The 24,513-nt window shown below is 70.2% G+C and carries 25 protein-coding genes; 18 read left to right on the forward strand and 7 right to left on the reverse strand.

Translation table 11 applies throughout. The annotated features are described in order from the left end of the window. The first annotated feature begins 187 nt into the window (after window positions 1-187). Window positions 188-1,300, forward strand: a complete 1,113-nt coding sequence (locus J2754_RS07470; RefSeq protein ID WP_188876557.1) for a site-2 protease family protein — start codon at window positions 188-190, stop codon at window positions 1,298-1,300. Between the two features lie 39 nt (window positions 1,301-1,339). Here the strand turns inward: J2754_RS07470 and thiL are convergent, their stop codons facing one another. Continuing rightward, entirely contained in the window at window positions 1,340-2,200 is an 861-nt protein-coding gene (thiL, locus tag J2754_RS07475; protein ID WP_188876559.1) for a thiamine-phosphate kinase, read from the reverse strand. A 96-nt stretch (window positions 2,201-2,296) separates the two neighbouring features. Between thiL and J2754_RS07480 the strand changes: the two genes are divergently transcribed. The 10 genes from J2754_RS07480 to J2754_RS07525 all read left to right on the forward strand — a co-directional run bounded on the left by J2754_RS07480 (window position 2,297) and on the right by J2754_RS07525 (window position 11,848). After that, the gene (locus J2754_RS07480; RefSeq protein WP_188876561.1) at window positions 2,297-3,322 is read left to right on the forward strand and encodes a lysylphosphatidylglycerol synthase transmembrane domain-containing protein; all 1,026 of its coding nucleotides are present in this window, start codon (window positions 2,297-2,299) and stop codon (window positions 3,320-3,322) included. A gap of 38 nt (window positions 3,323-3,360) precedes the next feature. Next, window positions 3,361-3,816, forward strand: coding sequence for a 30S ribosomal protein S19e (locus J2754_RS07485; RefSeq protein ID WP_188876563.1), 456 nt, complete (start codon window positions 3,361-3,363; stop codon window positions 3,814-3,816). A gap of 512 nt (window positions 3,817-4,328) precedes the next feature. Next, window positions 4,329-4,694: a DNA-binding protein gene (locus J2754_RS07490; RefSeq protein WP_188876565.1), complete on the forward strand. Its 366-nt coding sequence runs from the start codon at window positions 4,329-4,331 to the stop codon at window positions 4,692-4,694. Window positions 4,695-4,734: 40 nt separating this feature from the next. Further along, window positions 4,735-5,607: an EamA family transporter gene (locus J2754_RS07495; protein WP_188876567.1), complete on the forward strand. Its 873-nt coding sequence runs from the start codon at window positions 4,735-4,737 to the stop codon at window positions 5,605-5,607. A gap of 48 nt (window positions 5,608-5,655) precedes the next feature. After that, window positions 5,656-6,954: a histidine--tRNA ligase gene (gene hisS / locus J2754_RS07500; RefSeq protein ID WP_188876569.1), complete on the forward strand. Its 1,299-nt coding sequence runs from the start codon at window positions 5,656-5,658 to the stop codon at window positions 6,952-6,954. A gap of 2 nt (window positions 6,955-6,956) precedes the next feature. Then, window positions 6,957-7,769: a tRNA pseudouridine(38-40) synthase TruA gene (gene truA, locus J2754_RS07505; RefSeq protein WP_188876571.1), complete on the forward strand. Its 813-nt coding sequence runs from the start codon at window positions 6,957-6,959 to the stop codon at window positions 7,767-7,769. 37 nt (window positions 7,770-7,806) lie between these two features. After that, complete coding sequence (gene pepF, locus J2754_RS07510) at window positions 7,807-9,600, forward strand: oligoendopeptidase F (protein WP_188876573.1); 1,794 nt, start codon at window positions 7,807-7,809, stop codon at window positions 9,598-9,600. 72 nt (window positions 9,601-9,672) lie between these two features. Next, a complete protein-coding gene (gene pan2, locus J2754_RS07515; protein ID WP_188876575.1) occupies window positions 9,673-10,899 on the forward strand; it encodes a proteasome-activating nucleotidase Pan2 in 1,227 nt (408 codons plus the stop codon). A 50-nt stretch (window positions 10,900-10,949) separates the two neighbouring features. Further along, window positions 10,950-11,426 carry a pyruvoyl-dependent arginine decarboxylase gene (locus tag J2754_RS07520; protein WP_188876576.1) on the forward strand — a complete coding sequence of 159 codons (477 nt, stop codon included), beginning with the start codon at window positions 10,950-10,952 and terminating at the stop codon, window positions 11,424-11,426. A gap of 41 nt (window positions 11,427-11,467) precedes the next feature. Next, window positions 11,468-11,848, forward strand: coding sequence for a DUF5811 family protein (locus J2754_RS07525; RefSeq protein ID WP_188876578.1), 381 nt, complete (start codon window positions 11,468-11,470; stop codon window positions 11,846-11,848). Here J2754_RS07525 and J2754_RS07530 read toward each other — a convergent pair whose 3' ends face one another. The 3 genes from J2754_RS07530 to J2754_RS07540 all read right to left on the reverse strand — a co-directional run bounded on the left by J2754_RS07530 (window position 11,849) and on the right by J2754_RS07540 (window position 14,906). Then, window positions 11,849-12,091, reverse strand: a complete 243-nt coding sequence (locus J2754_RS07530) for a DUF8015 family protein (protein ID WP_188876580.1) — start codon at window positions 12,089-12,091, stop codon at window positions 11,849-11,851. It abuts the gene before it with no gap. Window positions 12,092-12,152: 61 nt separating this feature from the next. Further along, window positions 12,153-13,949: a translation initiation factor IF-2 gene (gene infB / locus J2754_RS07535; RefSeq protein ID WP_211087064.1), complete on the reverse strand. Its 1,797-nt coding sequence runs from the start codon at window positions 13,947-13,949 to the stop codon at window positions 12,153-12,155. A 72-nt stretch (window positions 13,950-14,021) separates the two neighbouring features. Next, entirely contained in the window at window positions 14,022-14,906 is an 885-nt protein-coding gene (locus J2754_RS07540) for an EamA family transporter (protein WP_211087065.1), read from the reverse strand. A 175-nt stretch (window positions 14,907-15,081) separates the two neighbouring features. Between J2754_RS07540 and J2754_RS07545 the strand changes: the two genes are divergently transcribed. The 3 genes from J2754_RS07545 (at window position 15,082) to J2754_RS07555 (ending at window position 17,834) form a co-directional block, all read left to right on the forward strand. Continuing rightward, the gene (locus tag J2754_RS07545; RefSeq protein ID WP_188876586.1) at window positions 15,082-15,327 is read left to right on the forward strand and encodes a PRC-barrel domain-containing protein; all 246 of its coding nucleotides are present in this window, start codon (window positions 15,082-15,084) and stop codon (window positions 15,325-15,327) included. Continuing rightward, on the forward strand, window positions 15,327-15,785 hold the full coding sequence (locus J2754_RS07550; protein WP_188876589.1) for an NOB1 family endonuclease: 459 nt from the start codon (window positions 15,327-15,329) through the stop codon (window positions 15,783-15,785). Before J2754_RS07545 ends, J2754_RS07550 begins: the two co-directional genes overlap by 1 nt. A 177-nt stretch (window positions 15,786-15,962) precedes the next feature. Then, window positions 15,963-17,834, forward strand: coding sequence for a CocE/NonD family hydrolase (locus J2754_RS07555; RefSeq protein WP_211087066.1), 1,872 nt, complete (start codon window positions 15,963-15,965; stop codon window positions 17,832-17,834). Window position 17,835: 1 nt separating this feature from the next. On the opposite strand, the gene J2754_RS16580 is transcribed toward J2754_RS07555, so the two are convergent. Continuing rightward, window positions 17,836-18,567, reverse strand: a complete 732-nt coding sequence (locus J2754_RS16580; RefSeq protein ID WP_211087067.1) for a CPBP family intramembrane glutamic endopeptidase — start codon at window positions 18,565-18,567, stop codon at window positions 17,836-17,838. Beyond that, window positions 18,564-19,847: a glucose-6-phosphate isomerase gene (locus tag J2754_RS07565; RefSeq protein WP_211087068.1), complete on the reverse strand. Its 1,284-nt coding sequence runs from the start codon at window positions 19,845-19,847 to the stop codon at window positions 18,564-18,566. Before J2754_RS07565 ends, J2754_RS16580 begins: the two co-directional genes overlap by 4 nt. Window positions 19,848-19,948: 101 nt before the next feature. On the opposite strand from J2754_RS07565, the gene J2754_RS07570 reads away from it, so the two are divergent. From J2754_RS07570 to J2754_RS07585, 4 genes are all read left to right on the forward strand, one after another. Further along, on the forward strand, window positions 19,949-20,419 hold the full coding sequence (locus tag J2754_RS07570) for a DUF5812 family protein (RefSeq protein WP_211087069.1): 471 nt from the start codon (window positions 19,949-19,951) through the stop codon (window positions 20,417-20,419). Window positions 20,420-20,463: 44 nt separating this feature from the next. Continuing rightward, window positions 20,464-21,075 carry a metal-dependent hydrolase gene (locus tag J2754_RS07575; protein ID WP_188876599.1) on the forward strand — a complete coding sequence of 204 codons (612 nt, stop codon included), beginning with the start codon at window positions 20,464-20,466 and terminating at the stop codon, window positions 21,073-21,075. A 76-nt stretch (window positions 21,076-21,151) separates the two neighbouring features. After that, window positions 21,152-22,027 (forward strand): protein translocase subunit SecF, encoded by an 876-nt coding sequence (gene secF, locus J2754_RS07580; RefSeq protein WP_211087070.1) that lies wholly within the window; start codon window positions 21,152-21,154, stop codon window positions 22,025-22,027. Beyond that, a complete protein-coding gene (locus J2754_RS07585) occupies window positions 22,028-23,617 on the forward strand; it encodes a preprotein translocase subunit SecD (RefSeq protein WP_211087071.1) in 1,590 nt (529 codons plus the stop codon). Between the two features lie 100 nt (window positions 23,618-23,717). Here the strand turns inward: J2754_RS07585 and nucS are convergent, their stop codons facing one another. Next, window positions 23,718-24,497 carry an endonuclease NucS gene (gene nucS, locus J2754_RS07590; RefSeq protein WP_211087072.1) on the reverse strand — a complete coding sequence of 260 codons (780 nt, stop codon included), beginning with the start codon at window positions 24,495-24,497 and terminating at the stop codon, window positions 23,718-23,720. Between the last annotated feature and the right edge of the window lie 16 nt (window positions 24,498-24,513).

A 24,513-nucleotide genomic window follows, 5' to 3' on the forward strand; every position in this document is an offset into this window, starting at 1 on the left:
TCGACCGCACCGTATCCGGGGCGTTCGTCCTCGGCTCGACGTTCCCGACCGCCGGCGACCACGACGTCTCGATCGCGTGCTTCGCGTTCAGCCCCATCCGACGGAGCGCCGCCGACTTCGCCGCGCTGATCTGGGCACTCCGCGGGGGCTTCTCTGGATTTAAACCGCCGCGTCCCGTTCGCCCGATATGCTCGCCGACCCGCCCGACGACGCGCCTCCCTCCGGCGCGCTCTCGTCGGTGTTCTCCGTCTACGAGGTCGCGCGCGACGGCGAGACGGTCGTCTACTACGGTGAGCCGCTCGTCGACCGCCGCACCCTCCAGCGCACCGCCCTCCCTATCTTCCGCGACTACGGCTACGACGTCCGAATCGAGGAGCGTCCGGGCGAAGTCACTCTCGCGGCGACGCCCGCGAGCGACGACGCCGGTTCGGGCGCGGGATTCCCGTGGACGAACGTCGTCCTCGCGGGGCTCACGATGCTCACGACGCTCTACGCGGGCGCGCAGTGGTACTACGTCGACGACTTCCTCTCCCTCGACGTCCTCCGCGCGGTCCCGTTCGTCCTCGCCGTGATGGGCGTGCTCGGCGTCCACGAACTCGGCCACTACGCCATGACGCGGTACCACGGCGTCGACGCCACCCTCCCCTACTTCATCCCCATCCCGTTCTCGCCGATCGGCACGCTCGGCGCGGTCATCCGGATGCGGGGTATCATGCCGGACCGCGACGCGCTCTTCGACATCGGGGTCGCCGGCCCGCTCGCCGGCCTCGTCGCCACGGTCGTCGTGACCGCGGTCGGCCTGCTCCTCCCGCCGATCAGCGTTCCCGCGGCCCAGACGGGCGGCGTCGCCATCGGATTCGGCGACCCGCCGCTCCTTCGCCTCATCGCGTGGGCGCTCGGCCAGCCGCTCTCGTACGGCGCGGGGCTCGCCGTGAACCCCGTCGTCTTCGGCGGGTGGGTCGGGATGTTCGTCACCTTCCTCAACCTCCTCCCGGCCGGTCAGCTCGACGGCGGCCACGTGATGCGCGCCGTCTTCGGCCCCGCCTACGAGCGCGCCGCCCCACTCGTCCCCGCCGCGCTCTTCGGCCTCGCCGCGTACGTCTACGTCGTCCGCGACGCCACCAACGCCGCCGTCGTCTGGGTGATGTGGGGGCTCATCACGTCCTTCCTCGCCTTCCAGGGAGCTGCCCGCCCGCTGGAGGAGAACGCCCTCGACACGCGGCGTCTCGCCGTCGCCGCGATCACCCTCCTCGCGGGACTGCTCTGCTTCATGCCGGTCCCGATCCGTCTCGTCGGCTGAGTCGGGCACGCCTCACTCGCGGCGAAGGCAGAGCGGTCGTCACTCGCCGTGCGTGTAGCCCCGATCCGCGAGCGCCTCGCCGTCCATCGTCACGCCCGCTTCGGTGACGTCGCCGACGACGGTCAGCGGCACGTCGAGCGCCGCCCGCGCGGGCGCGACCCCCTCCGACGGGAGCGTACACACCAACTCGAAGTCCTCGCCGAACGTGGTCGCCCGCGCCAGCCGATCCTCCCCGCGGAGCGCGTCGTGAATCGGGATCGCCGCGCCCTCGACGTCGAATCCGACGCCCGACGTCTCCGAGAGCTGGTGGAGCGAGCGCGCCAGTCCGTCGCTCGAATCCATCATCGCGCTCGCGCGTCCGTTCAGCGCGACGCCCGCCCCGACGCGCGGCGTGAATCGGAAGAGCTCGTTCGCCCGCTCGGTGTCGCCCGCCTCGAAGGCGTCGAGCGCGGCCGCGCTCCGCCCGAGCGCGCCCGTCACCGCGACGACCTCGCCCCCGCTCGCACCGTCGCGCGACACCGGCGTGGGCGTCTCGCCGAGCGCCGCCGTCGCCACCGTGAACTCGTCGTGGCCGTCGAGGTCCCCGCCGACGTACTCCGCGCTGACGCGCTCGCAGACGTCGAGCGCCCCGCGCACGAACGCCTCGACGTCGTCCGTGTCGAACGACGGCGCACCGTAGACGCCGACCGCGCCCGTCGCGCTCGCGCCCATCGCCGCGACGTCCGACAGCGACGCCCCGACCGCGCGCCATCCGGCCGTGTAGCGGGTCGTCCCCGCGGGGAAGTCCGTCGTCTCGTGGAGCATGTCGATCGTCACGACCGTCTCCCCGAGCACCGCCGCGTCGTCGCCCGCCGCGTCCACGAGGTCGTCGACGAGGCCGAGCGCGACCCGTTCGTCCATACCGACACCGCGGCGGCCGCCGGCAAAACGTCACCGCTTCGCACGCCGCCGAGCGGTCGGTGCCTTTAGGCGCACGCCCGCTGTCGGGTCGCGTGAATGGAGTTCGACTCTCGCGCGATCGGCGTCGGGTTCGCCGCCGTCGTCGCCGTCCTCGCCCTGCTCGTCTGGGTCGTCGGCGTCGACGACATCGCCCGCACCCTCTCGCTCCTCGAACCCCGGACGTTCGCCGTCATCCTCGCCGTCGGCCTCGCGTGGCTCGTCGCGTGGGCGCTCGCCCTCCGTCGCGTCCTCGACGCGCTCGGGGTCGCCGCGAGCGCGTGGGACGCCGTCCTCCTCTACGCCGCCGCGGCCTTCGCCAACAACATCACGCCCTTCGGACAGGCCGGCGGCGAACCCTTCAGCGCCCTCCTCATCTCGCGCGCAACCGACAGCGAGTACGAGACCGGGCTCGCCGCCATCGCCAGCGTCGACACCCTCAACTTCGTCCCCTCGATCGTCCTCGCGCTCGTCGGCCTCACCTACTACGTCGCTCGCTACGCCGCCGGCGACAGCGTCCGGTTCGTCTTCGGCGTCGTCGTCGCCCTCGCCATCACTGTCCCGGCCGTCGCCGCGCTGGCGTGGCGCTATCGGGCGGCGACGAAACGCCGCCTCGTCGGCGTCGTTCACCCCGTCTGGGCGCGCCTCGGCCGCCACCTCCCGCGCGTCTCCGCGCCCGGGCGCGACGCGATCCGCGCGCGCGTCGACGGCTTCGTGCGCTCCATCGAGCGCGTCGCCACCAGTCGCCGCGACCTCGCCATCGCCGTCACGTGGTCCGCGCTCGGCTGGTGCTGTCTCTGTCTCGCGCTCTACCTCTCGCTGTGGACGCTCACGCCCGCGACCGACATCAACGCCGCCATCGTCTTCATCGCCGTCCCCGTCGCTACTATCGCGAGCGTCACCCCGCTCCCCGGCGGCGCCGGCGGCGTCGAGGCCGCGCTCGTCCTCCTGCTCGTCCCCACGACCGGCGTCACGGCCGCTACCGCCACGTCCGCCGCGATCGTCTTCCGCGCCGCCGTCTACTGGGCGCCCACCGTTGCGGGCGGCGGCGCGGCCGCGTGGCTCGAACTCCGCGCGAGGCGCTAACGATGGCTTTAACCCTCGCCGCCGACCAAAACAGCGTAATGGCAACCCTCTACGATGCCCCGACGGACGAGCTCATCGACGCGCTGACCGAGGAACTCGACAACGTCGTCGAGGCCCCCGAGTGGGCCGCGTTCGCCAAGACCGGCCACGACCGCGAGATGCCCCCGCAACAGGACGACTTCTGGGCGCGCCGCGCCGCCAGCATCCTGCGAAAGGTCGCCGTCGACGGTCCCGTCGGCGTCGAGCGACTCAGCACCGAGTACGGCTCGCTCACGAAGGGCTCGACGCGCTATCGCGTCGCCCCCCGACAGAAGACCGACGGCTCCAAGAACATCATCCGGACCATCCTCCAGCAGCTCGAGGACGCCGACCTCGTACAGCAGCAGGGATCCGAGGGCCGGATCGTCACCGGCGAGGGTCGCAGTCTCCTCGACGACACCGCCGGTGACGTCCTCGAAGACCTCGACCGCCCCGAACTCGAACGCTACGCATAACGAGCCTTTGCCGCGCTCGGCCAAAAGCCCGTCAGACCCCCTTCGGGGGTTGGTTCGAGAGACGGCCTGGCGCTGACGCGCGAGTGAACCCGACCCCACTGGGTCCTAACGGACCGCTCGGGTCGCGGACGATTGGCCCGCGTGGTTCGCCGGTTCGAGCCGTGATCGCCCCCTGACCGCTCCCGACGCGAGGCCTCGTCAGCCCGCGTGCGTCGGACCGCGACACGACGCGTGTCGCGGCACCCCGCTCGTAGAGGGAGTTTCCGTTTTCGTCTCACCGTTCTGCGTTCCGCGAGCCGCCGGCTCGCGGATTTTTCCGTGCAGAGTTTTGCCAGGAGTGGTCGCGGCGGCGGTTCTCGGGCCGCGGCGGTTGTCCTTCTCTCGTCCGCGAGCGCTCCACGCTCGCGCATTTTTGGTCCAGCTTTTTCGAGGAGCGGGTCGCGGAGCGACCCCGACGAGGGAAAAGGTGGGGGTCCTAAGCCTTTTTCCCGCTCGAACGCCTACGGTGACGTATGAGCGAGAACCCCGACGACGACCGATTGGAGGAGCTTCGCCAGCAGAAACGAGAGCAGTTGAAACAACAACAGCAGGGCGGTGGCGGCAGCGCGGCCGCGAACGCGGAGTCTCAGCAGCAGGCCCAACAGCAGGCCGAGGAGCAAAAGCAGGCGATCCTCCGTCAGTACCTCTCGGACGGCGCGCGCCGTCGGCTGAACTCGGTGAAGATGAGTAAGCCCGACCTCGCGGAGCGCGTTGAACAGCAGGTCGTCGCCCTCGGTCGCTCCGGACGCCTGCAGGATCAACTCGACGAGGAGCAGATGAAGGAGCTGCTGCGCGAGCTGAAGCCGGATTCGAAGTCCTTCGACATCTCGCGTCGATAGGAGGCGGAACGTTTTCCGCGCTCGGCGGGGTCGGGCCAGTATGGTCCCCGGTCTCCTTCCCGCCGTCGCGGCCGCGCTCCTGTGGGGCGGCTATCTCTACTCGCTGAAACGCTATTTCTCGGGTTACTCGGGCGCGGTCATCGCCGTCGTGGTCAACACGGCCGCGACCGCGTGGTACCTCCCGGGCGCGTACGCCTACCTCGGCGGGTTCCCGATCGTGCCGTCGCTCCCCCCGATCGGGATCGCGGTCGTCCTCGTCACGGTCGGGTTCGCGGCGCTCGGGTTCCTGACGGTGACGCGCGCGCTCGCGGCGGGCGACGTGACGCTCGTCGCCCCGGTGGCGAAGATCGTTCCCGCGTTCGTCCTCCCGCTCGAAGTCCTCCTCCTCCCGGTGGCGCTCGGACCGCTCCAAGTGGTGGGGATCGGCGTCGTGACGGCGGCGGTCTACCTCGCCAACTACGAGGGCGGTCGGTTGTTCGACCCGCTCCGGCGGCTCACGGACTCGCGCGCGGTGCAACTCGCGTTGCTCTCGGCGGCGTGTTACGGAGTGAGTGACGTGGCGAAACGCGTCGCGCTCCAGGACGTCGGCGTCCCGGCGGCGTCTTGGGTGGTCGTGAGCCTGCTCGGACCGGCCCTGTTCCTCGCGCCGATCGCGGTCCGTGACTGGCCGGAGACGGGGATCCGAACGGACCTCCCGACGTTCGTCGGGATCGCGGCCGTCGTCGCGCTTGCCCGCGTGGCGACGACGCTGTCGTTCTCGGTGGCGTCGGCGAGCGTGGCGGCGACGGTGATCAACGCCCAGTCGATCGTCGCGGTCGTTCTCGGCGGCGTCCTCCTCGCCGAGGAGGGGTTCCGGACGCGCCTGGCGGCCTCGGCGCTCGCCGTCGGCGGGATCGCGCTGCTCGCGCAGTGACGGCGTCGAAGGACAGGCTTCAAGCGCGCCCCGGGCCAACTCGGGCGTATGTACGACCGACTCAAGGGCTTCCGGGACTTCTACCCCGGCGAGATGCGCGCTCGGCGGCAGGCGATGGACGCCGTCGAGGACGCGGCCCGTCGCTACGGCTTCCGCGAGATCGGGACGCCGGCGCTCGAACGCGCGGAGATGTGGACGGACAAGTCGGGCGGCGACATCGTCACCGAACTCTACGACTTCGAGGACCAGGGCGGTCGACACGTCACGCTGACGCCCGAGCTGACGCCGACGGTGGCGCGGATGGTGGTGGCGAAACAGCAGGCGCTCAGTAAGCCGATCAAGTGGTACTCGACGCGCGACTTCTGGCGCTACGAGGAGCCCCAATCGGGTCGGAACCGGGAGTTCTACCAGACGAACGTCGACCTCTTCGGGTCCTCGGAGCCGGAGGCGGACGCTGAGGTGTTGGCGACGGCGGCGGACGCGCTCACCGCCCTCGGGCTGACGGGCGACGACTTTGAGTTCCGCGTGAGCCACCGCGACGTCCTCGGCGGCGTGCTGAACAGCTTCGACGCGGACGTTCAGACCCGAGACGCGATCCGGGTCGTGGACAAGCGCGCGAAGCTCGACTACGACGACTACGTCGATCGGCTCGCGGGCACGGGTCTCTCCGTCTCGCAGGCGGAGGCCTTCGACGACGTGATCGCGTCGAACGACCTCGACGAGCTGGTGGCCTTCGCGGACACGGAGCGCGTGACGGCAGCCGTCGAGAACCTCCGCGCGGTGCTCGCCGCGACCGAGGACTACGGGGTCCGCGACTACGTCGACGTCTCGCTGACGACGGCGCGCGGCCTCGATTACTACACGGGCGTCGTCTTCGAGTGCTTCGACGCCACGGGCGCGGTCGGTCGCTCCGTCTTCGGCGGCGGGCGCTACGACGACCTCATCGAGTCCTTCGGCGGCCAACCCACGCCCGCCGTCGGGTTCGCGACGGGCTACTCCACGCTCCCGCTGCTCTTGGAGCGCGCGGGCGTCTGGCCCGCCGAGGAGGTCCGCACGGACTACTACGTCCTGCAGGTCGGCGACGTCCGCGCGGAGGCCTCGCGCGTCGCCCGCGACCTCCGCGCGCGCGGCCACGTCGTCGAGACCGACGTCTCGGGGCGCTCTTTCGGCTCGCAGATGAACTACGCGGACTCGATCAACGCCGAGACGGTCGTCATCGTCGGCGAGCGCGACCTCGCCGAGGGCAACGTCACGGTGAAAGACATGGCCTCGGGCGACCAGACCCAGGTCCCCATCGAGGAGTTCCCCGGCGAGCGCGACGAACCGCGGTACGACGACGTCGCGTAGGGATGCGCCGCGCGTTCCGACTCGCCTACGACGGCCGGCCCTTCCACGGCTTCCAGCGCCAACCGGACGTCCCGACGGTGGCGGACGCGCTCTTGGACGCTCTCCGAGCGCACGGTGTCCTCGACGCGACCGCGGCCACGCCCCCCGGTTACGCGGCCGCGGGGCGGACGGACGCGGGCGTCTCCGCGCTCGCACAGACGGTCGCGTTCGACTGTCCGGCGTGGCTGACGCCGCGCGCGCTGAACGCCGAACTCCACGACGCCGTGTGGGCGTGGGCGCACGCCGACGTCCCCGACGGCTTCCACGCGACGCACGACGCCGTCGCGCGCGAGTACGTCTATCACCTCCACGCGCCGGACGCCGCGCTCGAACGCGCCCGTGACGCCGCCCGACGACTCTCCGGCGCGCACGACTTCCACAACCTGACGAGCGACGACACCGGAACGGAGCGCGACCTCACGCTGTCGGTCGCCCCCGACGGGGACTTCGTGGTCCTGCGGGCGCGCGCCGGCGGCTTCCCTCGGGGGTTCGTCCGCCGCGTCGCGTCGCTCGTCAGGGGCGTGGCGACGGGCGCGGCCTCGCCATCGAAAGTCGAGCGCGTCCTCGCCGCCGCCCCCCTCCCGGGCCCGGAGGGCGTCCCCGAAGCGCCGCCCGAGCCCCTCGTCCTCGCGGGCGTCGACTACGACGGACCGAGCTTCGAGCGCGACGAGCGCGCGGCCCGCGACACGCGCGCGTTCTTCGCCGACGAGCGCGCCACACGCCGCGCGCTCGCCCGCGTCGCGGGTACCGTCGTCGACGGCGTCGCGGGGCGGTGAGGAACGCTTAACAGCGCCGCGGTACCTGTGTTCGTCAATGAGTACCGTCCCTGAGCGCGAGGAGATCGACGCGGCGGACAAGTGGGATCTGGAGAGCGTCTACGACTCGGTCGAGGCGTGGGAGGACGACTTCGAGGCGGCGAAGGCGGGCATCGAGGAGCTACGCGAGTACGAGGGGCGCGTCGCCGGGGACGGCGAGACGCTCCTCGAGTTCCTGGAGGCCTACGAGGACGTCGCGCGGACCGTCTCGACGCTCTCGGCGTACGCCCGGATGCGCGCCGACGAGGACACGCGCGATCAGGAGGCCCAAGCGCTGAAGTCCCGCGGCTCCGCGCTCGCTTCGAAACTCTCCTCGGCCACGTCCTTTCTCGAACCCGAACTGCAGTCGCTCGATCGGGACGAACTCGACCGGATGGTCGACGCGACCGACGGCCTCGAACTCTACGAGCACTACCTCGACGACGTCTTCCGGATGAAGGCGCACACGCGCTCGGCGGAGGTCGAGGCGGTCATCTCGGAGTTCGGCGAGGTGCTCGGCGCGCCCGGCGAAGTGTACGGGATGCTCACGAACGCCGACTTGGAGTTCCCGACGGTCGAAGGGCCCGACGGCGAGGACGTGACGATCACGCAGGCGAACCTCACGACGCTCCTCCAGGAACGCGATCGGGCGTTCAGGCGAACGGTCCACGAGTCGTTCTACGACCGGATCTCGGAGGTGCGCAACACGATCGGTTCCTCGCTGCAGTACTCGACGAAGGCGGACGTCAAACGCGCGCAGGTGCGCGGGTACGACACGGCCCGCGAGGCGGCGCTCGACGGCCCGAACATCCCCGTCGAGGTGTACGACAACCTCGTGGAGACGGTGCGGGAGAACCGCGACGCGCTCCACCGCCACGCGGAGTTGAAACGCCGGGCGCTCGACGTCGACGAACTGGAGATGTGGGACCTCTACATGCCGCTGACGGACGCCGAGGAGCCCGAAATCGACTACGAGACGGCCTGCGACTACGTCGTCGACGCCGTCGCGCCGCTCGGCGAGGACTACCAGGAGCGCGTCGCCGACGGCCTCGACTCGGGGTGGGTGGACGTCTACGAGAACAAGGGGAAGCGCTCGGGGGCGTACTCCGGCGGGACGTACGACACCCAGCCGTTCATCCTCATGAACTACCAGGGCGATCTCGACTCCGTGTACACGCTCGCGCACGAACTCGGCCACTCGCTCCACAGCCAGCTGTCGAGCGAGCACCAGCCGTACGTCTACAACGACTACGAGATCTTCGTCGCCGAGGTCGCCTCCACCGTCAACGAGAGCCTGCTGACGCACTACCTGCTGGAACACACCGACGATCCGGCGCTGCGCGCGCACGTGCTCGATCAGTACCTCGAACGCTTCCGCTCGACGCTGTTCCGACAGACGCTGTTCGCGGACTTCGAGCACACCATCCACGCGATGGAGGAGCGCGGCGAGCCGCTGACGCCGGACGCCCTCGACGAGGCCTACGGCGACCTGAAACGCGAGTTCTACGAGCCGGCGCACGTTGACGACCGCATCGCCCGCGAGTGGATGCGCATCCCCCACTTCTACTACAGCTACTACGTCTACCAGTACAGCACGGGGATCAGCGCCGCGGTCGCGCTCACGCGGGACATCCTCGCGGACGACGGGGACGCCGCGGAGGCGTACGTCGACTTCCTCACCCGCGGCTCGACGGCGTATCCGCTCGAACTGCTGCAGGACGCCGGCGTCGACATGTCCTCGCCGGCCCCCATCGAGTCCGCCATCGACGTCTACCGCGACTATCTCGACCGCGCGGAGGACCTCCTGCTCTGAGGGACAGGGACGCCGCGGGTGTGCCCGTGACCCAAAGGGACTTCTTTATGCGGTGCTTATCGCGGCCAACGGATGTCTCGTAGCCCTACTCTCCCCGACCGGCCGACGCTCGAGCTCGATCCCGAATCGAGCCCGGAAGAGCGGTTGGCGGCGCTCAGAGACCACCTCCGCCAGCTGGTCGACGTCAACGACCAGCTCGAAGAGCAGCTGTCTGCGGTCCGAGACCACCGCGCCGACCTCCGTGAGGAGGTCGACGACCTCCAGCGCGAGAACGAGACGCTGAAGACGGCGTCGCTCTACCTCGCCACCGTCGAGGACCTCTCCGAGGACGGCGCCGTGGTGAAACAGCACGGGAACAACCAGGAGGTCCTGACGGACGTCTCCGATCGGACCCGCGAGCGCGTCGAGGTCGGCGACCGCGTCACGATCAACGACTCGTTCAGCATTCAGGACGTCCTCGACGACGAGACGGACGCCCGCGCGCAGGCGATGGAGGTCGATCAGTCGCCCTCCGTCGAGTACGCGGACATCGGGGGTCTCGACGAGGAGCTCCGCGAAGTACGCGAAGCCGTCGAGGACCCGCTCGTCAACCCCGAGCAGTTCGACGTCGTCGGCGTCGAGCCGCCAAGCGGCGTCCTCCTCCACGGCCCGCCGGGTACGGGGAAGACGATGATGGCGAAGGCCGTCGCCAACGAGACGGACGCGACGTTCATCAAGATGGCCGGCAGCGAGCTCGTCCAGAAGTTCATCGGCGAGGGCTCTCGGCTGGTCCGCGACCTCTTCGACCTCGCGGAGCAGGAGGAGCCCGCGATCCTCTTCATCGACGAGATCGACGCCGTCGCCGCCGAGCGCACGGACTCGAAGACCTCCGGGGACGCAGAGGTCCAGCGGACGATGATGCAGCTCCTCAACGAGATGGACGGCTTCGACGAACGCGGCGACGTCCGCATCATCGCCGCCACCAACCGCTTCGACATGCTCGACTCGGCCATCCTCCGCCCGGGCCGCTTCGATCGCCTCATCGAGGTGCCCGAGCCCGACCTCGCGGCCCGCGAACGCATCCTCGACATCCACACCCGCGGGATGAACCTCGCGGAGGCCGTCGACTACGCGGCGCTCGCGCGCGACACCGAGGGCTTCAGCGGCGCGGAGCTCGAATCCCTCACCACCGAGGCCGGCATGTTCGCCATCCGCGACGGCCGCGAGACCGTCACGATGGCGGACTTCGAGGACGCCCTGGCGAAGATCCAGCGCGAGGAGGAGAACGGGACGCCGGGGTACGCCGCGTACGTCCAGTAACGCGCCCTCGGATCGACACTTCTTCACCCGCCTCGCTCGGTAGATACCTCATGGCTACGATACGCGTCGTCTGGGGGACGGGCACGGCTCCCACGGCGATGGCCGCCTACGACGCGGCGCTCGCCGACGCGAACGTCCACAACTACAACCTCGTCGCCGTCTCTTCCGTGATTCCGGCCACCGCGACCGTGGCGGCCGTCGGTACCGCGCCCGACCTCGGGCCGCCGGGCGAACGCCTGACGGTCGTGGAGGCGCACGCGAACGCCGCGGGCCCGCGTCACGTCTCCGCGGGGCTCGGGTGGTCGCGCGAACCGGGCGGTCCGGGGCTTTTCTACGAAGTCGCGGACGAGACCGACCCCGACGACGTCGCGACGCGGGTGCGCGCCGGCCTCGAGGCGGGGCGCGAACTGCGCGACTGGGAGTTCGAGGGCGAGCACGTCGAGACGGCGACGGTCAGGGCCGACGCGGGCGAGTACGCCGCGGCGGTCGTCGTCGCCTGCTACGGCGCGAGCGACCCCATCCTCTGAGGGGCGAAGGCCTTTCAACCGCGTAGCCCCTGGTCGTGGGTATGAACGGCAACACGCCGTACGCCGGACCGGGCGGGAACCCGACGGACGACGACGAGGCGGCGTTGACGCCGGAGCAGCGCCGGGCGCTCCGCGACAGCCTCGCGCGGATCGCCGCCGAGACCCGGCAGTACCTCCCCGACGAGTACGTCGTCGGAGCGGAGATCGGGCAGAGCCAACAGGGCACGCGCGCGACGGTCGCCGTCCGGCCGCCCGCCGGGAACCCCGTCAGCGCCGGGTTCACGCCCGAGTTCGGCGACGGCGACTCCGACCTCGTGCCCGCGGAGGAACGCGCGGAGGTCGCACGGGGCCTCGCCGCGTCCGCCGCGCTCCAGGTGAAACAGGCGTTCCGCAAGCGCTCGGACGATCCGATCGCGAAGTAATCAGCTCGGCCGCCCACCGCCCCCGCGCTCGATCGGGGGATCGCCGAAGATCGCGTAGCCGAGCGCACAGAGCGCGCCGACGCTCCCGGCCGTCACGCCGGTCGAGGCGTCGATCCCGGTAGCCAACGCGGCGACCGATCCCGCGAGGAATGCGAGCGGGATCGCGGCCAGAACGAGATCGTAGCGCGTCGCCATCGGTTCGCTCGCGGTGCGCTCGATGGGGCGTGGTTCGTCGCTCGGCATACCTATCCGGAGAATCGTACGGCCGCCGCGTTCGAAAACGTTACGGCGGCTGTCCGGTCACTTACTTCCCCCAGAAGGGGTCGCGTTTGCGCTGCGTTTCGAGGTACTGGTGGAGCGCTTCGCGTTCGTCCGCCGGAATCTCCTCTAAGAGCTCCTGTTCGAGGACCTTCGCGTGCTTCTCGGGGAGGTCGACCCAGAGCTCGTCGCCCTCGTCGATGCCGCGGCCGACGGTCGGACCGTCGATGCTGACGGCGACCTCGTTGCCGGCGCGGACCTCGTCGACGTCCTCGCCCTGGTCTTGGATGCCCTTCACGACGCCGACGCGCTCGATCTCGTTGCCGTCGAAATAGCCCACGGGCGTGTTGCGCTTGAGGGTGCCCGAGAGGACTTCGACGCCGACGACGGCTGGGTCGGACTGACGAAAGACGTGATCCGAGAGAATACGGAAGCGCGCGGGGCGCATCACGTTCTCGAAGACGGCCTCCTTCTGCCGGCGTTCGATGTCCTCGACGAACGCCTCGTACTCCTCGACGAGCTGGTAGATGACGTCGCTGCGGAACACCTCGACGTCGTCCTGTTCGGCGCGGTCGGCGGCGTCGCCGAGCGTGTCGACGTTGAAGCCGAGGATGGCGCGGTACTCCTCCTCCTCGACGGTGGTCGCCATCGCCACGTCGCGCGGGGCGATGTCGCCGACCTCGGCGCGCATGATCGGGATCTCGGCCTCCTCCAGGGCGTTCGCCATCGCCTCTAAGCTCCCGAGGGTGTCGGCCTTCACGACGACGCCCTCCTCGCCGGTGTCGACGGCGACTTCGGCGAGCTCCGCTTGGACCTCCGCGATGACGTCGTCGAGGTCGCGCCCGCGGACGGCGCGGATCGGCGCGCCCGCGATGGCGTCGTCGAGGTCCGGGGCGGCGATCTTCACGCCGGCGGCGGCCGCGATCTCGTCCACCTTCTCGAAGCGGCTCTCCGTGCGGATCTCCGCGAGCGGCCGGGGTTTGAGGAGCGCCCGGACGTCCGTGACGATGGGTCCGTTGACCCCGCCGACGACGACCGTGTCGTCAGCCCGAACGGTGCCGTCGTAGAGGATGACGTCGAGCGTCGTCCCGAAGCCCTGTTCGTCCTTGACTTCGAGGACGGTCCCGGCGCCCGGCCCCTGCACGTCGATCTCCATGTCCTCTTTCATGTAGCGCTGAGCGAGGCCCATGAGGACAGTGAGCAGGTCCGGGATGCCCTCGCCGGTCATCGCCGAGACGGGCACGACGCCGACGTTCGAGCGGAAGTCTTGAACGCGCCAGTAGAAGTCGGAGGTGAACCCGGCGTCGGAGAGCTCGCCGATGATCTCGTAGAGCTTCTCGTTGAACTGCTGTTCGACGCGGTCGCTCTGGGCGTCGAGGCTCTGTTGGATTGGGGCGTCCTCGTGGACCTGCCAGCCCGGGATCGTGTCGACCTTGTTCGCGGCGACGACGAACGGCGTCTGCGAGTCCGCGAGGATCTTGATCGCTTCTTCCGTTTGGGGTTGGAACCCGTCGTTCACGTCGACGACGAGGATGGCGATGTCCGCGAGCGCGCCGCCGCGCGAGCGCAGCGTGGTGAACGAGTGGTGGCCCGGCGTGTCGATGAAGAGCAGTCCGGGGAGGTCGAACTCCGTGGGGTCGACCAGGCTGCCCGCGACCTCGCTCACGACGTCGAGCGGGACGGCGGTCGCGCCGATGTGCTGCGTGATGGCGCCCGCCTCCCCCTCGATGACGGTGGACCCTCGAATCTTGTCCAGCAGGCTGGTCTTCCCGTGATCGACGTGCCCGAGAACGGCGACGATGGGGGTTCTGAGTCCCCCGTGCTGTTGTGTATCTCCCGACATTGAAACCCACGCCAGAACGGCTGTTATCCGAAATCAGCAGATAGGGACAGGTAAATCCCCCGATCGGTCCCGTCACCCGCGCACGACGAGTGCGGCCCCGGCGACGACGAGGACCGCCGCGACGCCGAGTCGGGGCGTCACGCGCTCCTCGCGCTGGAGGAAGAGCGCCGCGCCCGCGACGACGAACAGCGTGCTGACGCCGAGGAGCGGCGTGACGACGGCGACGGGCGCCCGACCGAGCGCCGCGTAATACGCCCCGAGATAGGCGGTGTTGGCGACGCTCGCCGCGAGAAGCCAGCGGTTCGCGCGCGGTCGCCACGCGGTCCCGTCGCGCCACCGTCGCCATGCGACGTACGCCACGTAGCCGAGCGACGCAGCGACGACGCGCACGGTGAGGCCGACGAGCGGCGTCGTCCCCGTCGCCAGTCCCAGCTTGGTGAAGATCGGGTCGATGCCGAGGAAGAGCGCGGCGGCGAGCGGATAGGCGAGAGCCGCTCGGAGTCGACTGCCCGATGCGGTCGCCGCCGTCGCCCGCGAGTCGAAGGCGACCACCGCGCTGCCGAGGACGAGGAGTGCGACGCCCGCGGCGAGCGTGAGAGATTCGCCGAGCGCGACCACCGCGACGCCGGCGGCGAAGACCGGAAAGAGCGCCTTCAGCGGTTCCGCGCGGCTGGCGCCGAGGCGCGCGATCCCGGTGAAGTAACAGAAGCGCGCGATGAGCGACCCGAGGAGGCCGGCGACGGCGAACGCCGCGACGGCGCCCGGGGTGAGTCGGTAGTCCGGGTACGCGACGACGCCCGCGACGGGGACGAGGACGAGGAGGTTGACGCCGAACATCGCCGCGACGACGTCCGTGACGCGGTGCGTCTTCGTGCCGAGCCGGACCGCGAGGCTCTGGACGGCGAGGCAGAGCGCGCCCAGCACCGCGAACGCGGCGCCGATGAGGGTGTCGGACATCCGGGCGGACGTCCGTGGTGGCGGTGCTTAACGCTCGTGGACGAGGACGCCCGCGCGGTAGTCGGCGTCGTCCCGGCGTCGATGCGAGACGCCGCGCGCCGGTCCGGTGTCCCCGGCACGCGACGGACGCGCCGGTGTGGAGGTTTTAAGACGAACCCCGGCGACAGACACGGGTATGGCCGACATCCTCGCCGAGAACCTCTCCGGGAAGGCAGTCATGGGATCGGACGGGACCGAACTCGGGATGCTGTACAACATCACGATGAACCTCAAGAGCGGGGCGCTCGCGGACCTGCTCGTCGAGCAGACGGAGGAGACGAACCAGATCGACCTCGACTTCCCGACGGACGACCACGGGCGCTATCGAATCCCCGTCGGACGCGTGCAGGCGGTCAAGGACTACATCGTCATCGATCGCTAGTGCACGTCCTCGATTCGTCGGCGTTCATCGACGAGTACGACGTCGACGGCCCGGCGGCGACCGTGCCGGGCGTCCGCGAGGAACTGAAGGACGCCGCGAGCTACCGGCTCACCGCCCTCGAAGGGTCGGGCATGCGCGTGCACGTCCCCGACGCGGCCGCCGTCCGGCGCGTCGAGGACGCCGCGACGCGCACCGGCGACGCGGACGTCCTCTCCGAGACGGACGTCCGCGTCCTCGCCGCGGCCCTCGAACTCGACGCCGTCCTCGTCACGGACGACTACGCGATGCAGAACGTCGCCGGCGCGTTGGACCTCACCGTCGAGGGCGTCTCCAAGGACGGGATCACCGAACGCCGCGACTGGAACTTCCAGTGTCAGGGCTGCGGCCGCGAGTTCGACGAGGATCGCGAGCGCTGTCCCGTCTGTGGCTCCGACCTCGCTCGGAAGAACCCGAACTGACCTCTCCACTGTTGACGCGCCCGTTCTCCCGCGCTCGTCTCGACGGCGCTCACCGTTACCGCGGACCCCCGTCCGCGTCGTCACGCTCCCCCTCACACCGCATTGCGCCGTCGCGCGACCGGTGCCGCGACACGTCGCGGGCGAACACTTATCATGGTAGGATAACCCAAATAGTTCATGACAGATAGGCTGTCGATGGATCGTCGACGGTTCCTCCAGTTCCTCGGCGTCGGTGCCGGAGCGGCCGCGGTCGGTGGGACGGCGTTCGGCAACGTGTTGACCGGCGGTGCGGCGGCCGCGTCCGACCGCCCCGAGCCGCGCGAGAGCGTCATGGTCGAGATGCGCGATGGCGTCCGGCTGGCGACCGACGTCTATCGGCCGAGCGGCGACGGCTCGTATCCGACACTCGTTTACCGGACCCCCTACGGGAAGGACGCCTCGGCCCCGGTCACCGGCATCCAGCCCGCCGTCGAACGTGGCTTCGCGGTCGTCGTACAGGACGTTCGGGGCCGTTTCGCCTCCGAGGGGGGCGCGGACTGGGAACCCGTTTTCGAGGAGGGACCGGATGGCTACGACACGATCGAGTGGGCGGCCGCCCAACCGTGGAGTACGGGCTCCGTCGGGATGCTCGGACTCTCCTACATGGGGATGACGACGTGGCTCGCGGCCGTCGAAGACCCGCCGTCGCTGGAGGCAATCCTCCCCCAGATCCCCTCGTGGTACGACTACGACCAACTCGGCTACCAGTCCGGCGGCCTCCTCGAAATGGGGAACCTCCTCTCGTGGCTGGCGACGAACTCCGCGGACACCGTGGCTCGACTCGACGTCTCCGCCGCGGAGAAGGAGTCCCTCCGGAACGGCCTCGACGACCTCGTGGCAAACGTCCATGAGGAGGGGTACGAACAGCTACCGCTCACTGACATCCCCCAGATAAACGACGTCGTCCCGTTCTGGAAGCGCTACCTCCACCACTACACGAAGGACGAGTACTGGAACCGCGTGAGCATCCCCCAGCAGATCGGCTCCGTTTCCGTCCCGATCCTGCACGTCGGCGGCTGGTACGACGCGTTCAAGGGCGGGATGAGCGATGTCTACGACGCCATCGAGTCCGAGGCGGACGAGGATGTCCGCGAGAACCACCACATGATCATGGGGCCGTGGACGCACCTCACGTACGGGACGGACGCGACGGCCATCGGCGGACACGAGTTCGGCGAGGGGAGTTCCTCGCAGGCGGCCGTCGCCGGCCTCGCGCTCGACTGGTTCGACCACTGGCTCACCGACTCGACGAGCGAGCGCGTCGCGTCGCTCCCGAAGGTGCGCTACTTCCAGATGGGCGAGAACGAGTGGCACGAGGCCGACGAGTGGCCCCCGTCGCCCACCCGCACCGACCTCTACCTCAACAGCGGGGGCGACGCGGGCGCGAGCGCCGACGACGGGACGCTCGAACGGGACATGCCCCTCGAACGCCAGCCTGCCGACGCGTACACCTACGACCCCCGCGATCCCGTGCCGACGAAGGGCGGGACTGCCGTCCTCCTGCAGGCGGACTCGCCGGGGATCAGCGACCAGTCCGAGGTCGAGGGGCGCTCGGACGTCCTCGTCTACAGCACGCCGGCCCTCGACGGCCCGGTCTCCGTCGCCGGCCGGAGCGAGTTGACGCTGTTCGTCTCCAGCTCCGCGCCCGACACGGACTTCACGGCGAAACTCGTTGACGTCCATCCGGACGGCACGGCACTAAACGTCGCCGAGGGCGGCGTACGGACGCGCTTTCGCGACTCGCTCGCCGAGCCCGAACTCATGGAGCCCGGGTCGGTGCAGGAGCTCTCGATCCGCATCCGCCACACGGCCCACACCTTCGACGCGGGCCACCGTATCCGGCTGGACGTCACGAGCAGTAACTTCCCGCGCTTCGACCGGAACCCGAACACGGGCGTGGTGCCGGCGACGGCGAACGAGAGCGACCTCACGACGGCGGACCAGCGTGTCTACCACGACGAGGATCGCCCCTCGCGGATCGCGCTCCCGGTGACCGAGGGGACACTCTGAGTCAGAGCGCGGTGACGAACAGCGCGCCGAACTGGATCGCGTCGTAGCCGCTGTGGGCGAGCGCGGCCGCGACGACGCTGTCGGTGCGCTCGTAGACGACGCCCAACACGAGCGCGACGCAGCAGAGCCGAGCCAGCGTGACACAGAGCGCGAGCGCACTCGCCCCGGGCGTCGCGTACGCGGGGAGGTGGACGAGCGTGAAGACGACGCTGGCGAGGACGATCGCGTCGCGCCGCGAGAAGGCCCCGTAGAGGCGCTTCTGGACGACGTTTCGCATCAACAGCTCCTCGCCCGGTCCGACGAACAGCAGCGAGACGGGGACGAGAAGGAGTCCGAGCCACGGCGTCTCGCGGATCGCGGTGACCGTTCCGTGCGTCGCGTTCTCGATCCCGAGCGCGCCCGCGAGGACGCCGGTCGCGGCGAGGACGGCGAACATGGCGAGGAGGCCGCCGCCGGCCCAGAGCGCGTCGCGCCGGTCGAAGCGGACGTCGAAGTACGTCAGGGGCCGACGCGTGACGACGACGTAGCCGAACGCGGTGAACGCGAGCGCGAGCGCGAACCCGGACTGCGCGACGGCGAGTCCGAGTGCCGTCGGCGGGGAGAACGCGCCCAGTATCGACGTCACGACGAGTTGGACGAGCGTCCCCGCGAGCAGTCCCGTCACGGCGAGGGCGACGACGACGCAGAGCGCGCCGAAGCGCGCGCGCCGCGCGTCCGAGGCGGTGGCGCTCACTCGCGGGTGACGCGGAGGCTCGTCGTCTCGTCGAGCGGGTCCCCGCCGTGCAGCAGGTCGCGGGCGACCTCCTTGCCCCACTCGACCGCCGGCTGGGTGAACGTCTCGACGCCGTAGAGCTCACCGGCGAGGACGGTCGCGGCCTCCATCCCGTAGAGGAGTCCGCCGACGGCGGCGGCGTCGACGCGCTCGATCTCCACGCGGACGTTCGGGAGGCCGACGTCGGCGAGGCTGGCCTCCGTCGCCTCGAACTCGGCGTCGCGGAGCTCGCCGAGCGACGCGCCGTCGAGGTAGTCGAGACCCTCCAGCTCCGCGTCCGGAATGTCGACGTCGGGGCCGTCGCGCGCGTGAACGAACGTGACCAGCTTGTCGTTCGGGCCGGCGCGATAGAGTTGGAGCTGGCTGTGCTGGTCGGTCGCGCCGAGCGCTCTCACCGGCGTCTGCCCGAGTCCGGCCTTCCCGAGGCTCTCGGCGCTCAGTTGAGCGTACCACTCGGCGTACGTTTCGAGGGACTCGTGGTAGGGCATCACGACGTTCGCGCTCGCGCCGCGCGCGTTTAGGGCGTACGTGATCGCGCCGTAGGCGTACGCGGGCGTCTCGTAGAGCGACCCGCTGAGGGACTCGCGCTCGGCGCGTGCGCCGGTGACGACGGACTCGACGTCGACGCCGAGGATCGCGGCGGACGCGAGGCCGACCGTGGAGAGCGCGGAGAAGCGCCCGGGGACCCCGTCGGGGACGGGGAGCACGGGGAGGTCGTGCTCGTCGGCGAGGTCGCGGAGGTTTCCGGACTCGCCGGTCGTGACGAGGGTGCGCTCGGTCCAGTCGACTCCCCGGTTCTCGTAGGCCTCGCGGACGACGAGGAAGTTCGCCAGCGTCTCCGCCGTCGTGCCGGAGCGCGAGACGACGTTCAGCGCGGTCGATTCGAGATCGAGGTCGGCGAGGAGCGCCGACGCCTGCGCCGGATCCACGTTGTCGAGGTAGTACGCGTCGCCGTCCGTTTCGAGGGCGTCGGTGAGCGTCGCCGCGCCGAGCGCGCTCCCTCCGATACCGATCGTGAGCACGGCCTCGGCGTCGGTGAGCGGCGCGACGGCATCGCGGATCGCGGCCGTGTCGACGCGTTCCGGGAGGTTCAGGGCGGCGTACCCGAACTCGTCGTCGGCCATGCCGCGGTCGATCCGCTCGTGCGCCTCGGCGACGCGTCCGTCCAGTCGGTCGAGGGAGTCCTGGGGGACCCCGGGCCCGGCGACCGCGTCGAGCGCGTTGCCGATGTCGATGTCCATACGCGCACACGGCGCGCCGCCGCCAAGAGGGTTGTCCATCGGTGGCGTGCGCCGCTGTCGCGCGGCGAAACCCGGAAAAGGCCGAGTACGCTAACGGCCGTATGAGCGAACAGGAGAAGTCGAGCACGTACCTCGTGACGCACGCCGAGGACGCGTCGGCGATGCTCACCGACGTCCACGGCGGGCAGGTCCACACCCTCTCGGACAACCCCGGCGTCGAAGCCGGCGAGGTCGTGGAGGCGACCGTCTCGCCCGATCCGCCGATGGAGGTGACGTACTCGCTCGTCGAGGTGGCCGAGCGCTACACCGTCGAGGTCTTCGCCAGCGAGGAAGCGCCCACCCAGCAGGCCCGCGACATGGCCGAGGGGCTCCCCGAGGGCGACCTCGCCACCGCGGAGCGCGCGGGCGACGGGGAGATCCACGTCCTCGCCGTCCCCGAGGCGGACACCGAGGACGCCGTCGCGGACGTCGTCGACGATCAGTCCACCGTCGAACGCGCGGCCCGCGTCGGCGCGAGACGCGTCGAGGTCCGCTCCGAACCCGGTCTGATCAACGTCCGTTACCTCCCCTGAACGGCGACGCGCTTTTGTTCTGACCTCCCGTAAGCGACACCGTCATGATGGCGACGACGCACGCGCTCGCGGGGCTCCTCGTCGGAGCGACCGCCAGCGCGCTCACGGGCGACGCCGCGCCGCTCGTCCTCGCCGCCGGCGCGTTCGGCGGGCTCTTCCCCGATCTCGACCTCTACGCCGGCCACCGGAAGACGCTTCACTTCCCGGTCTACGGGTCGCTCGCGGCGCTACTCGGGGTCGGCGCGTACGCCCTCCTCGGGACCACGCTCGCGCTCGCCGCCGCGGTCTTCCTGCTCGCGGCGGCGCTCCACGCCGCCAGCGACGCCCTCGGCGGTGGCCTCGAACTCCGGCCGTGGGAGGGGACGAGCGAGCGGGCGGTGTACGATCACTACCGGGGGCGCTGGTGGCGCCCGCGGCGGCTGATCCGCTACGACGGCGCGCCCGAAGACGCCCTAGTCGGCCTCGTTCTCGCGGTGCCGGGCTACCTCGTCACGGCGGGGACGTTCCGCTCGCTCGTCGTCGCCGCTGCCGTCGTCTCCGTCGGGTACGCGGCGGCCCGCAAGCCGATGGTGGCGCTCGCGGAACGGCTCGTCGCGGCGACCCCCGACGAGATCATCGAGCACGTCCCCGATCGCTTCGTCGGCGACATGCGGTGATCCTTGGGGAGAACCGGGGCGCGGCCGACGGCATAAGCGAAGCCTTATCCCAAACGCCGCCGCTACTCGAACGCATATGCCCTCGTTCGACGTTCCGGAGGTGGACTTCACCCGGTACTCGAACCGGCAGCTCGCGGGCGTGCCGCTCGCCGTGCTCGCCCTCGCGTTGCTGGTGCTCGCCGCGTGGTACGTCCTCAACGGTACGCCGGTCTCGCTCGGCCTCGAGTTCACGGGCGGGACGGAACTCACGATCCACGCCACGTCCGCACAGGCGGCCTCGCAGGACGCGGTCCGTCAGGCGTTCTCGACGCCGGCCTCGGCGGTTCGGTCGATCCCCTCGCGCCCCGACACCTACGTCGCGACGTTCAGCTCCGGGGCCGACGCGAGCGCGCTCCAGAGCCAGGCGCGCTCGGCGGGCTACGAGGTCGCCTCCACGACCAGCACGTCCGCGACCTTCGGCGCGCAGTCCCAGCGCTTCGCCCTCCTCGGCCTGCTCGGCTCCTTCGTCGGAATGGCGATCATCGTCTTCGTCCTCTTCCGGACGGCCGTCCCGAGCGGCGCCGTCGTCCTCTCCGCCTTCGGCGACATCGCCATCCCCGTCGCGCTGATGAACGTCTTCGGAATCGAGCTCTCGCTCGGCACCGTCGCCGCGCTCCTGATGCTCATCGGGTATTCGGTCGACTCCGACATCCTCCTCACCAACCACGTCCTCAGGCGTTCGGGGAGCTTCTACGAGAGCGTCGATCGGGCGATGAAGACCGGTGTGACGATGACCGTCACCTCGCTCGTGGCGATGGCCGTCATGGCCGTCGTCGCCTACGCCTTCGGAATCGAGCTCCTCACGAGCATCGGGCTCGTGCTCGTCTTCGGTCTCGCCACCGACCTCATGAACACGTACATGCTCAACCTCAGCCTGCTTCGATGGTACAAGTTCGAGGGGGTGAGCCGGTAGATGGTCGACATCCGCTCGAACTGGCGAGTCGTCCTCCTCGTCGTCCTCGTCGTCGGGAGCCTCGGCGCGCTCTTCGTCCCCGGCGCCGGCCCCGTCGTCGGGAGCGCTCCCGCGGACAACGCGACCGCGGGCGGCGGCCCGACGAACCTCCAGTACGGCCTCCAGCTCTCCGGTGGGACGCGCGTCCGCGCGCCCGTCGTCGGTCTCACCGCCGAGAACGTCACGCTCCCGAGCGACGCGAGCGAGCGCTCGACGATCGCCACGACGATCGCCGACGACCTCGATAACGTCTCGTCGGCCGACGTCCGTCTCCGCCTCGCCGACAGCAACACCAGCGCGGACACCGTCGAGGTGTTCGCCAACGTCACGCCCACGCAGTTCCGCGGCGCGCTCGACGCCGCCGGCCTCGATGCCGACTCCGCCACGGTCCGTCAGGGCGTCACCGCCGCCACGCGCGACGAGATCGTCGAGACGCTCTCCAACAAGGTGAACTCCCTCGGCTTCTCCGGAGCCCAGGTCTCCGTGCAGTCCACCGTCGGCGGCGACGCCCACTACGTCGTCGTCGAGGTACCGAACGCCGACCTCTCCGAGGTCCGCGACCTCGTGAACAGCCGCGGGCAGGTCGCCGTCCTCGCCTACCACCCGGTGAACGCGAGCGCGCAGAGGAACGACACCGTCCTCACGAACGACGACATCCGGCGCGTCAGCGACGCGCGGATGCAAGAGGGCACCTTCGGCTCGGTGCCGGTCGTCCCGATCACCCTCACCGAGGAGGGCGGGGCGTCGTTCGCAGAGGCGATGCAGCGCTACGGCTACACCAGCAGCGCCGGCATCAGTAACTGCCAGTATCCGAACGGCACGCCCGGCGACGAGTACTGCCTGATCACGACCCGCGACAGCGAGGTCGTCGGGACGTACGGGATGGGCGAGACGCTCGCCAGCTCCATCGAGCGCGGCGACTTCCAGACGACGAACTCCTTCGTCCTCCAGACGAACTCGATGAGCGAAGCCCGTCAGATCGCCATCGACCTCCGCGCCGGCGCGCTCCCCGCGTCGCTCGATATCGAGAGCGGTGACGTCTACCAGATCGACGCGTCGCTCGCCGAGCGCTTCAAGCCCCTCAGCTTCCTCACGGGGCTCATCGCCGCGCTCGCCGTCAGCCTCGTCGTCTACCTCCGCTACGGGCGCGCGAAGATCGCCGTCCCGATGCTCGTCACGGCGCTGAGCGAGGTCGTCATCCTCCTCGGCTTCAGTTCGCTCGCCGGCCTCTCGTTGAACCTCTCGCACATCGCGGGGTTCATCGCGGTGATCGGGACGGGGGTGGACGACCTCGTCATCATCGCTGACGAGGTCACGACGGAGGCCGTCTCCTCCGATCGCGTCTTCCAGAGCCGCTTCCGCAAGGCCTTCTGGATCATCGGCGGCGCGGCCGCGACGACCATCGTCGCCATGAGCCCGCTCGCCGTCCTCTCGCTCGGTGACCTCCGCGGGTTCGCCATCGTCACCATCCTCGGCGTCCTCGTGGGCGTGCTGCTCACGCGGCCCGCCTACGGCGACATCCTGCGCTACCTGCTCACCGACGACAACTGACGAACCGACCCGCGCCGAGCCACCCGCGTCGAACCGACTCGCACGCCATTCTCGCTTTCCGTTCTCGACTTTCGCTCTCTCTTCCCTTCTCGCCGCCCCGCTATTCGAAGTCAGCGAGCGACGCGTTCGCTCCCTCGGCCTCCGTCTCGAAGTCGGGGAGCGCGACGAACTCCAAGCCGGCGTCGCGGCACGCGCGCTTCACGCGTTCGGACGCCGAGGGCGCGACGAGCAGTCCGCGGACCGAGCGCGCCGTCCCGTCGACGCCGTCCTCGTCGCCCGCGAAGACGTTCACGTACCGCTTGAGCTGATCGAAGTGCGTCAGCGTCGCCTGCACGCGCTTCACCTCGACGACGACGGGCGTCCCCTCGGCATCCTTCGCGTAGAAGTCGAGGAAGCCGTACTTCGTCTCCCGCTCGTGCTCGATGATCCGCAGTCCCGACTCCAGCTCCTCGGGGTTCGCCGCGATGTACTCGTGCATCTCCGCTTCGGTGCCCGACTCCTCGTAGGCGACCCCGTCCTCCGCGTCGAAGCGCGTCAGCCCGTAGGTCTCGCGGACGCGCACCTCGACGCGCTCGCGGGGGTCCGTCCGCCGCGCGACGATCACCGGGTCGCCCGAGGCCTCCCCGACCGACGCCGTGACGGTGCCACCGCTCGGCATCCAGTTTACGGGCTTGTGGTTCGTTGGCTTGTGGACGAGGAAGGTGCCGTCGGGCTTGGCGACGAGCAGGCGATCGCCCGGCCCGAGGTAGCCGCTCGTCCGGCCGTCGTACTCGACCTCACAGCGCACCTCGGCGGTGACGATCGCGCCCTCGTGGAGCGCCTCGCCGACGATGCTCGCCACCGTCTCGGCTTCCGGCGACGGATACCGTTCGACTGTCATTCGCCGCGAGGGACGC

This window comes from Halarchaeum nitratireducens, assembly GCF_017874695.1.
GTDB lineage: Archaea > Halobacteriota > Halobacteria > Halobacteriales > Halobacteriaceae > Halarchaeum > Halarchaeum nitratireducens.

Bases quoted from the DNA above. Each gene is read 5' to 3' on its own strand.
- J2754_RS07470 (WP_188876557.1), top strand. From the start codon at position 188: ATGCTCGCCGACCCGCCCGACGACGCGCCTCCCTCCGGCGCGCTCTCG.
- thiL (WP_188876559.1), bottom strand. From the start codon at position 2,200: ATGGACGAACGGGTCGCGCTCGGCCTCGTCGACGACCTCGTGGACGCG.
- J2754_RS07480 (WP_188876561.1), top strand. From the start codon at position 2,297: ATGGAGTTCGACTCTCGCGCGATCGGCGTCGGGTTCGCCGCCGTCGTC.
- J2754_RS07485 (WP_188876563.1), top strand. From the start codon at position 3,361: ATGGCAACCCTCTACGATGCCCCGACGGACGAGCTCATCGACGCGCTG.
- J2754_RS07490 (WP_188876565.1), top strand. From the start codon at position 4,329: ATGAGCGAGAACCCCGACGACGACCGATTGGAGGAGCTTCGCCAGCAG.
- J2754_RS07495 (WP_188876567.1), top strand. From the start codon at position 4,735: ATGGTCCCCGGTCTCCTTCCCGCCGTCGCGGCCGCGCTCCTGTGGGGC.
- hisS (WP_188876569.1), top strand. From the start codon at position 5,656: ATGTACGACCGACTCAAGGGCTTCCGGGACTTCTACCCCGGCGAGATG.
- truA (WP_188876571.1), top strand. From the start codon at position 6,957: ATGCGCCGCGCGTTCCGACTCGCCTACGACGGCCGGCCCTTCCACGGC.
- pepF (WP_188876573.1), top strand. From the start codon at position 7,807: ATGAGTACCGTCCCTGAGCGCGAGGAGATCGACGCGGCGGACAAGTGG.
- pan2 (WP_188876575.1), top strand. From the start codon at position 9,673: ATGTCTCGTAGCCCTACTCTCCCCGACCGGCCGACGCTCGAGCTCGAT.
- J2754_RS07520 (WP_188876576.1), top strand. From the start codon at position 10,950: ATGGCTACGATACGCGTCGTCTGGGGGACGGGCACGGCTCCCACGGCG.
- J2754_RS07525 (WP_188876578.1), top strand. From the start codon at position 11,468: ATGAACGGCAACACGCCGTACGCCGGACCGGGCGGGAACCCGACGGAC.
- J2754_RS07530 (WP_188876580.1), bottom strand. From the start codon at position 12,091: ATGCCGAGCGACGAACCACGCCCCATCGAGCGCACCGCGAGCGAACCG.
- infB (WP_211087064.1), bottom strand. From the start codon at position 13,949: ATGTCGGGAGATACACAACAGCACGGGGGACTCAGAACCCCCATCGTC.
- J2754_RS07540 (WP_211087065.1), bottom strand. From the start codon at position 14,906: ATGTCCGACACCCTCATCGGCGCCGCGTTCGCGGTGCTGGGCGCGCTC.
- J2754_RS07545 (WP_188876586.1), top strand. From the start codon at position 15,082: ATGGCCGACATCCTCGCCGAGAACCTCTCCGGGAAGGCAGTCATGGGA.
- J2754_RS07555 (WP_211087066.1), top strand. From the start codon at position 15,963: ATGACAGATAGGCTGTCGATGGATCGTCGACGGTTCCTCCAGTTCCTC.
- J2754_RS07565 (WP_211087068.1), bottom strand. From the start codon at position 19,847: ATGGACATCGACATCGGCAACGCGCTCGACGCGGTCGCCGGGCCCGGG.
- J2754_RS07570 (WP_211087069.1), top strand. From the start codon at position 19,949: ATGAGCGAACAGGAGAAGTCGAGCACGTACCTCGTGACGCACGCCGAG.
- J2754_RS07575 (WP_188876599.1), top strand. From the start codon at position 20,464: ATGATGGCGACGACGCACGCGCTCGCGGGGCTCCTCGTCGGAGCGACC.
- secF (WP_211087070.1), top strand. From the start codon at position 21,152: ATGCCCTCGTTCGACGTTCCGGAGGTGGACTTCACCCGGTACTCGAAC.
- J2754_RS07585 (WP_211087071.1), top strand. From the start codon at position 22,028: ATGGTCGACATCCGCTCGAACTGGCGAGTCGTCCTCCTCGTCGTCCTC.
- nucS (WP_211087072.1), bottom strand. From the start codon at position 24,497: ATGACAGTCGAACGGTATCCGTCGCCGGAAGCCGAGACGGTGGCGAGC.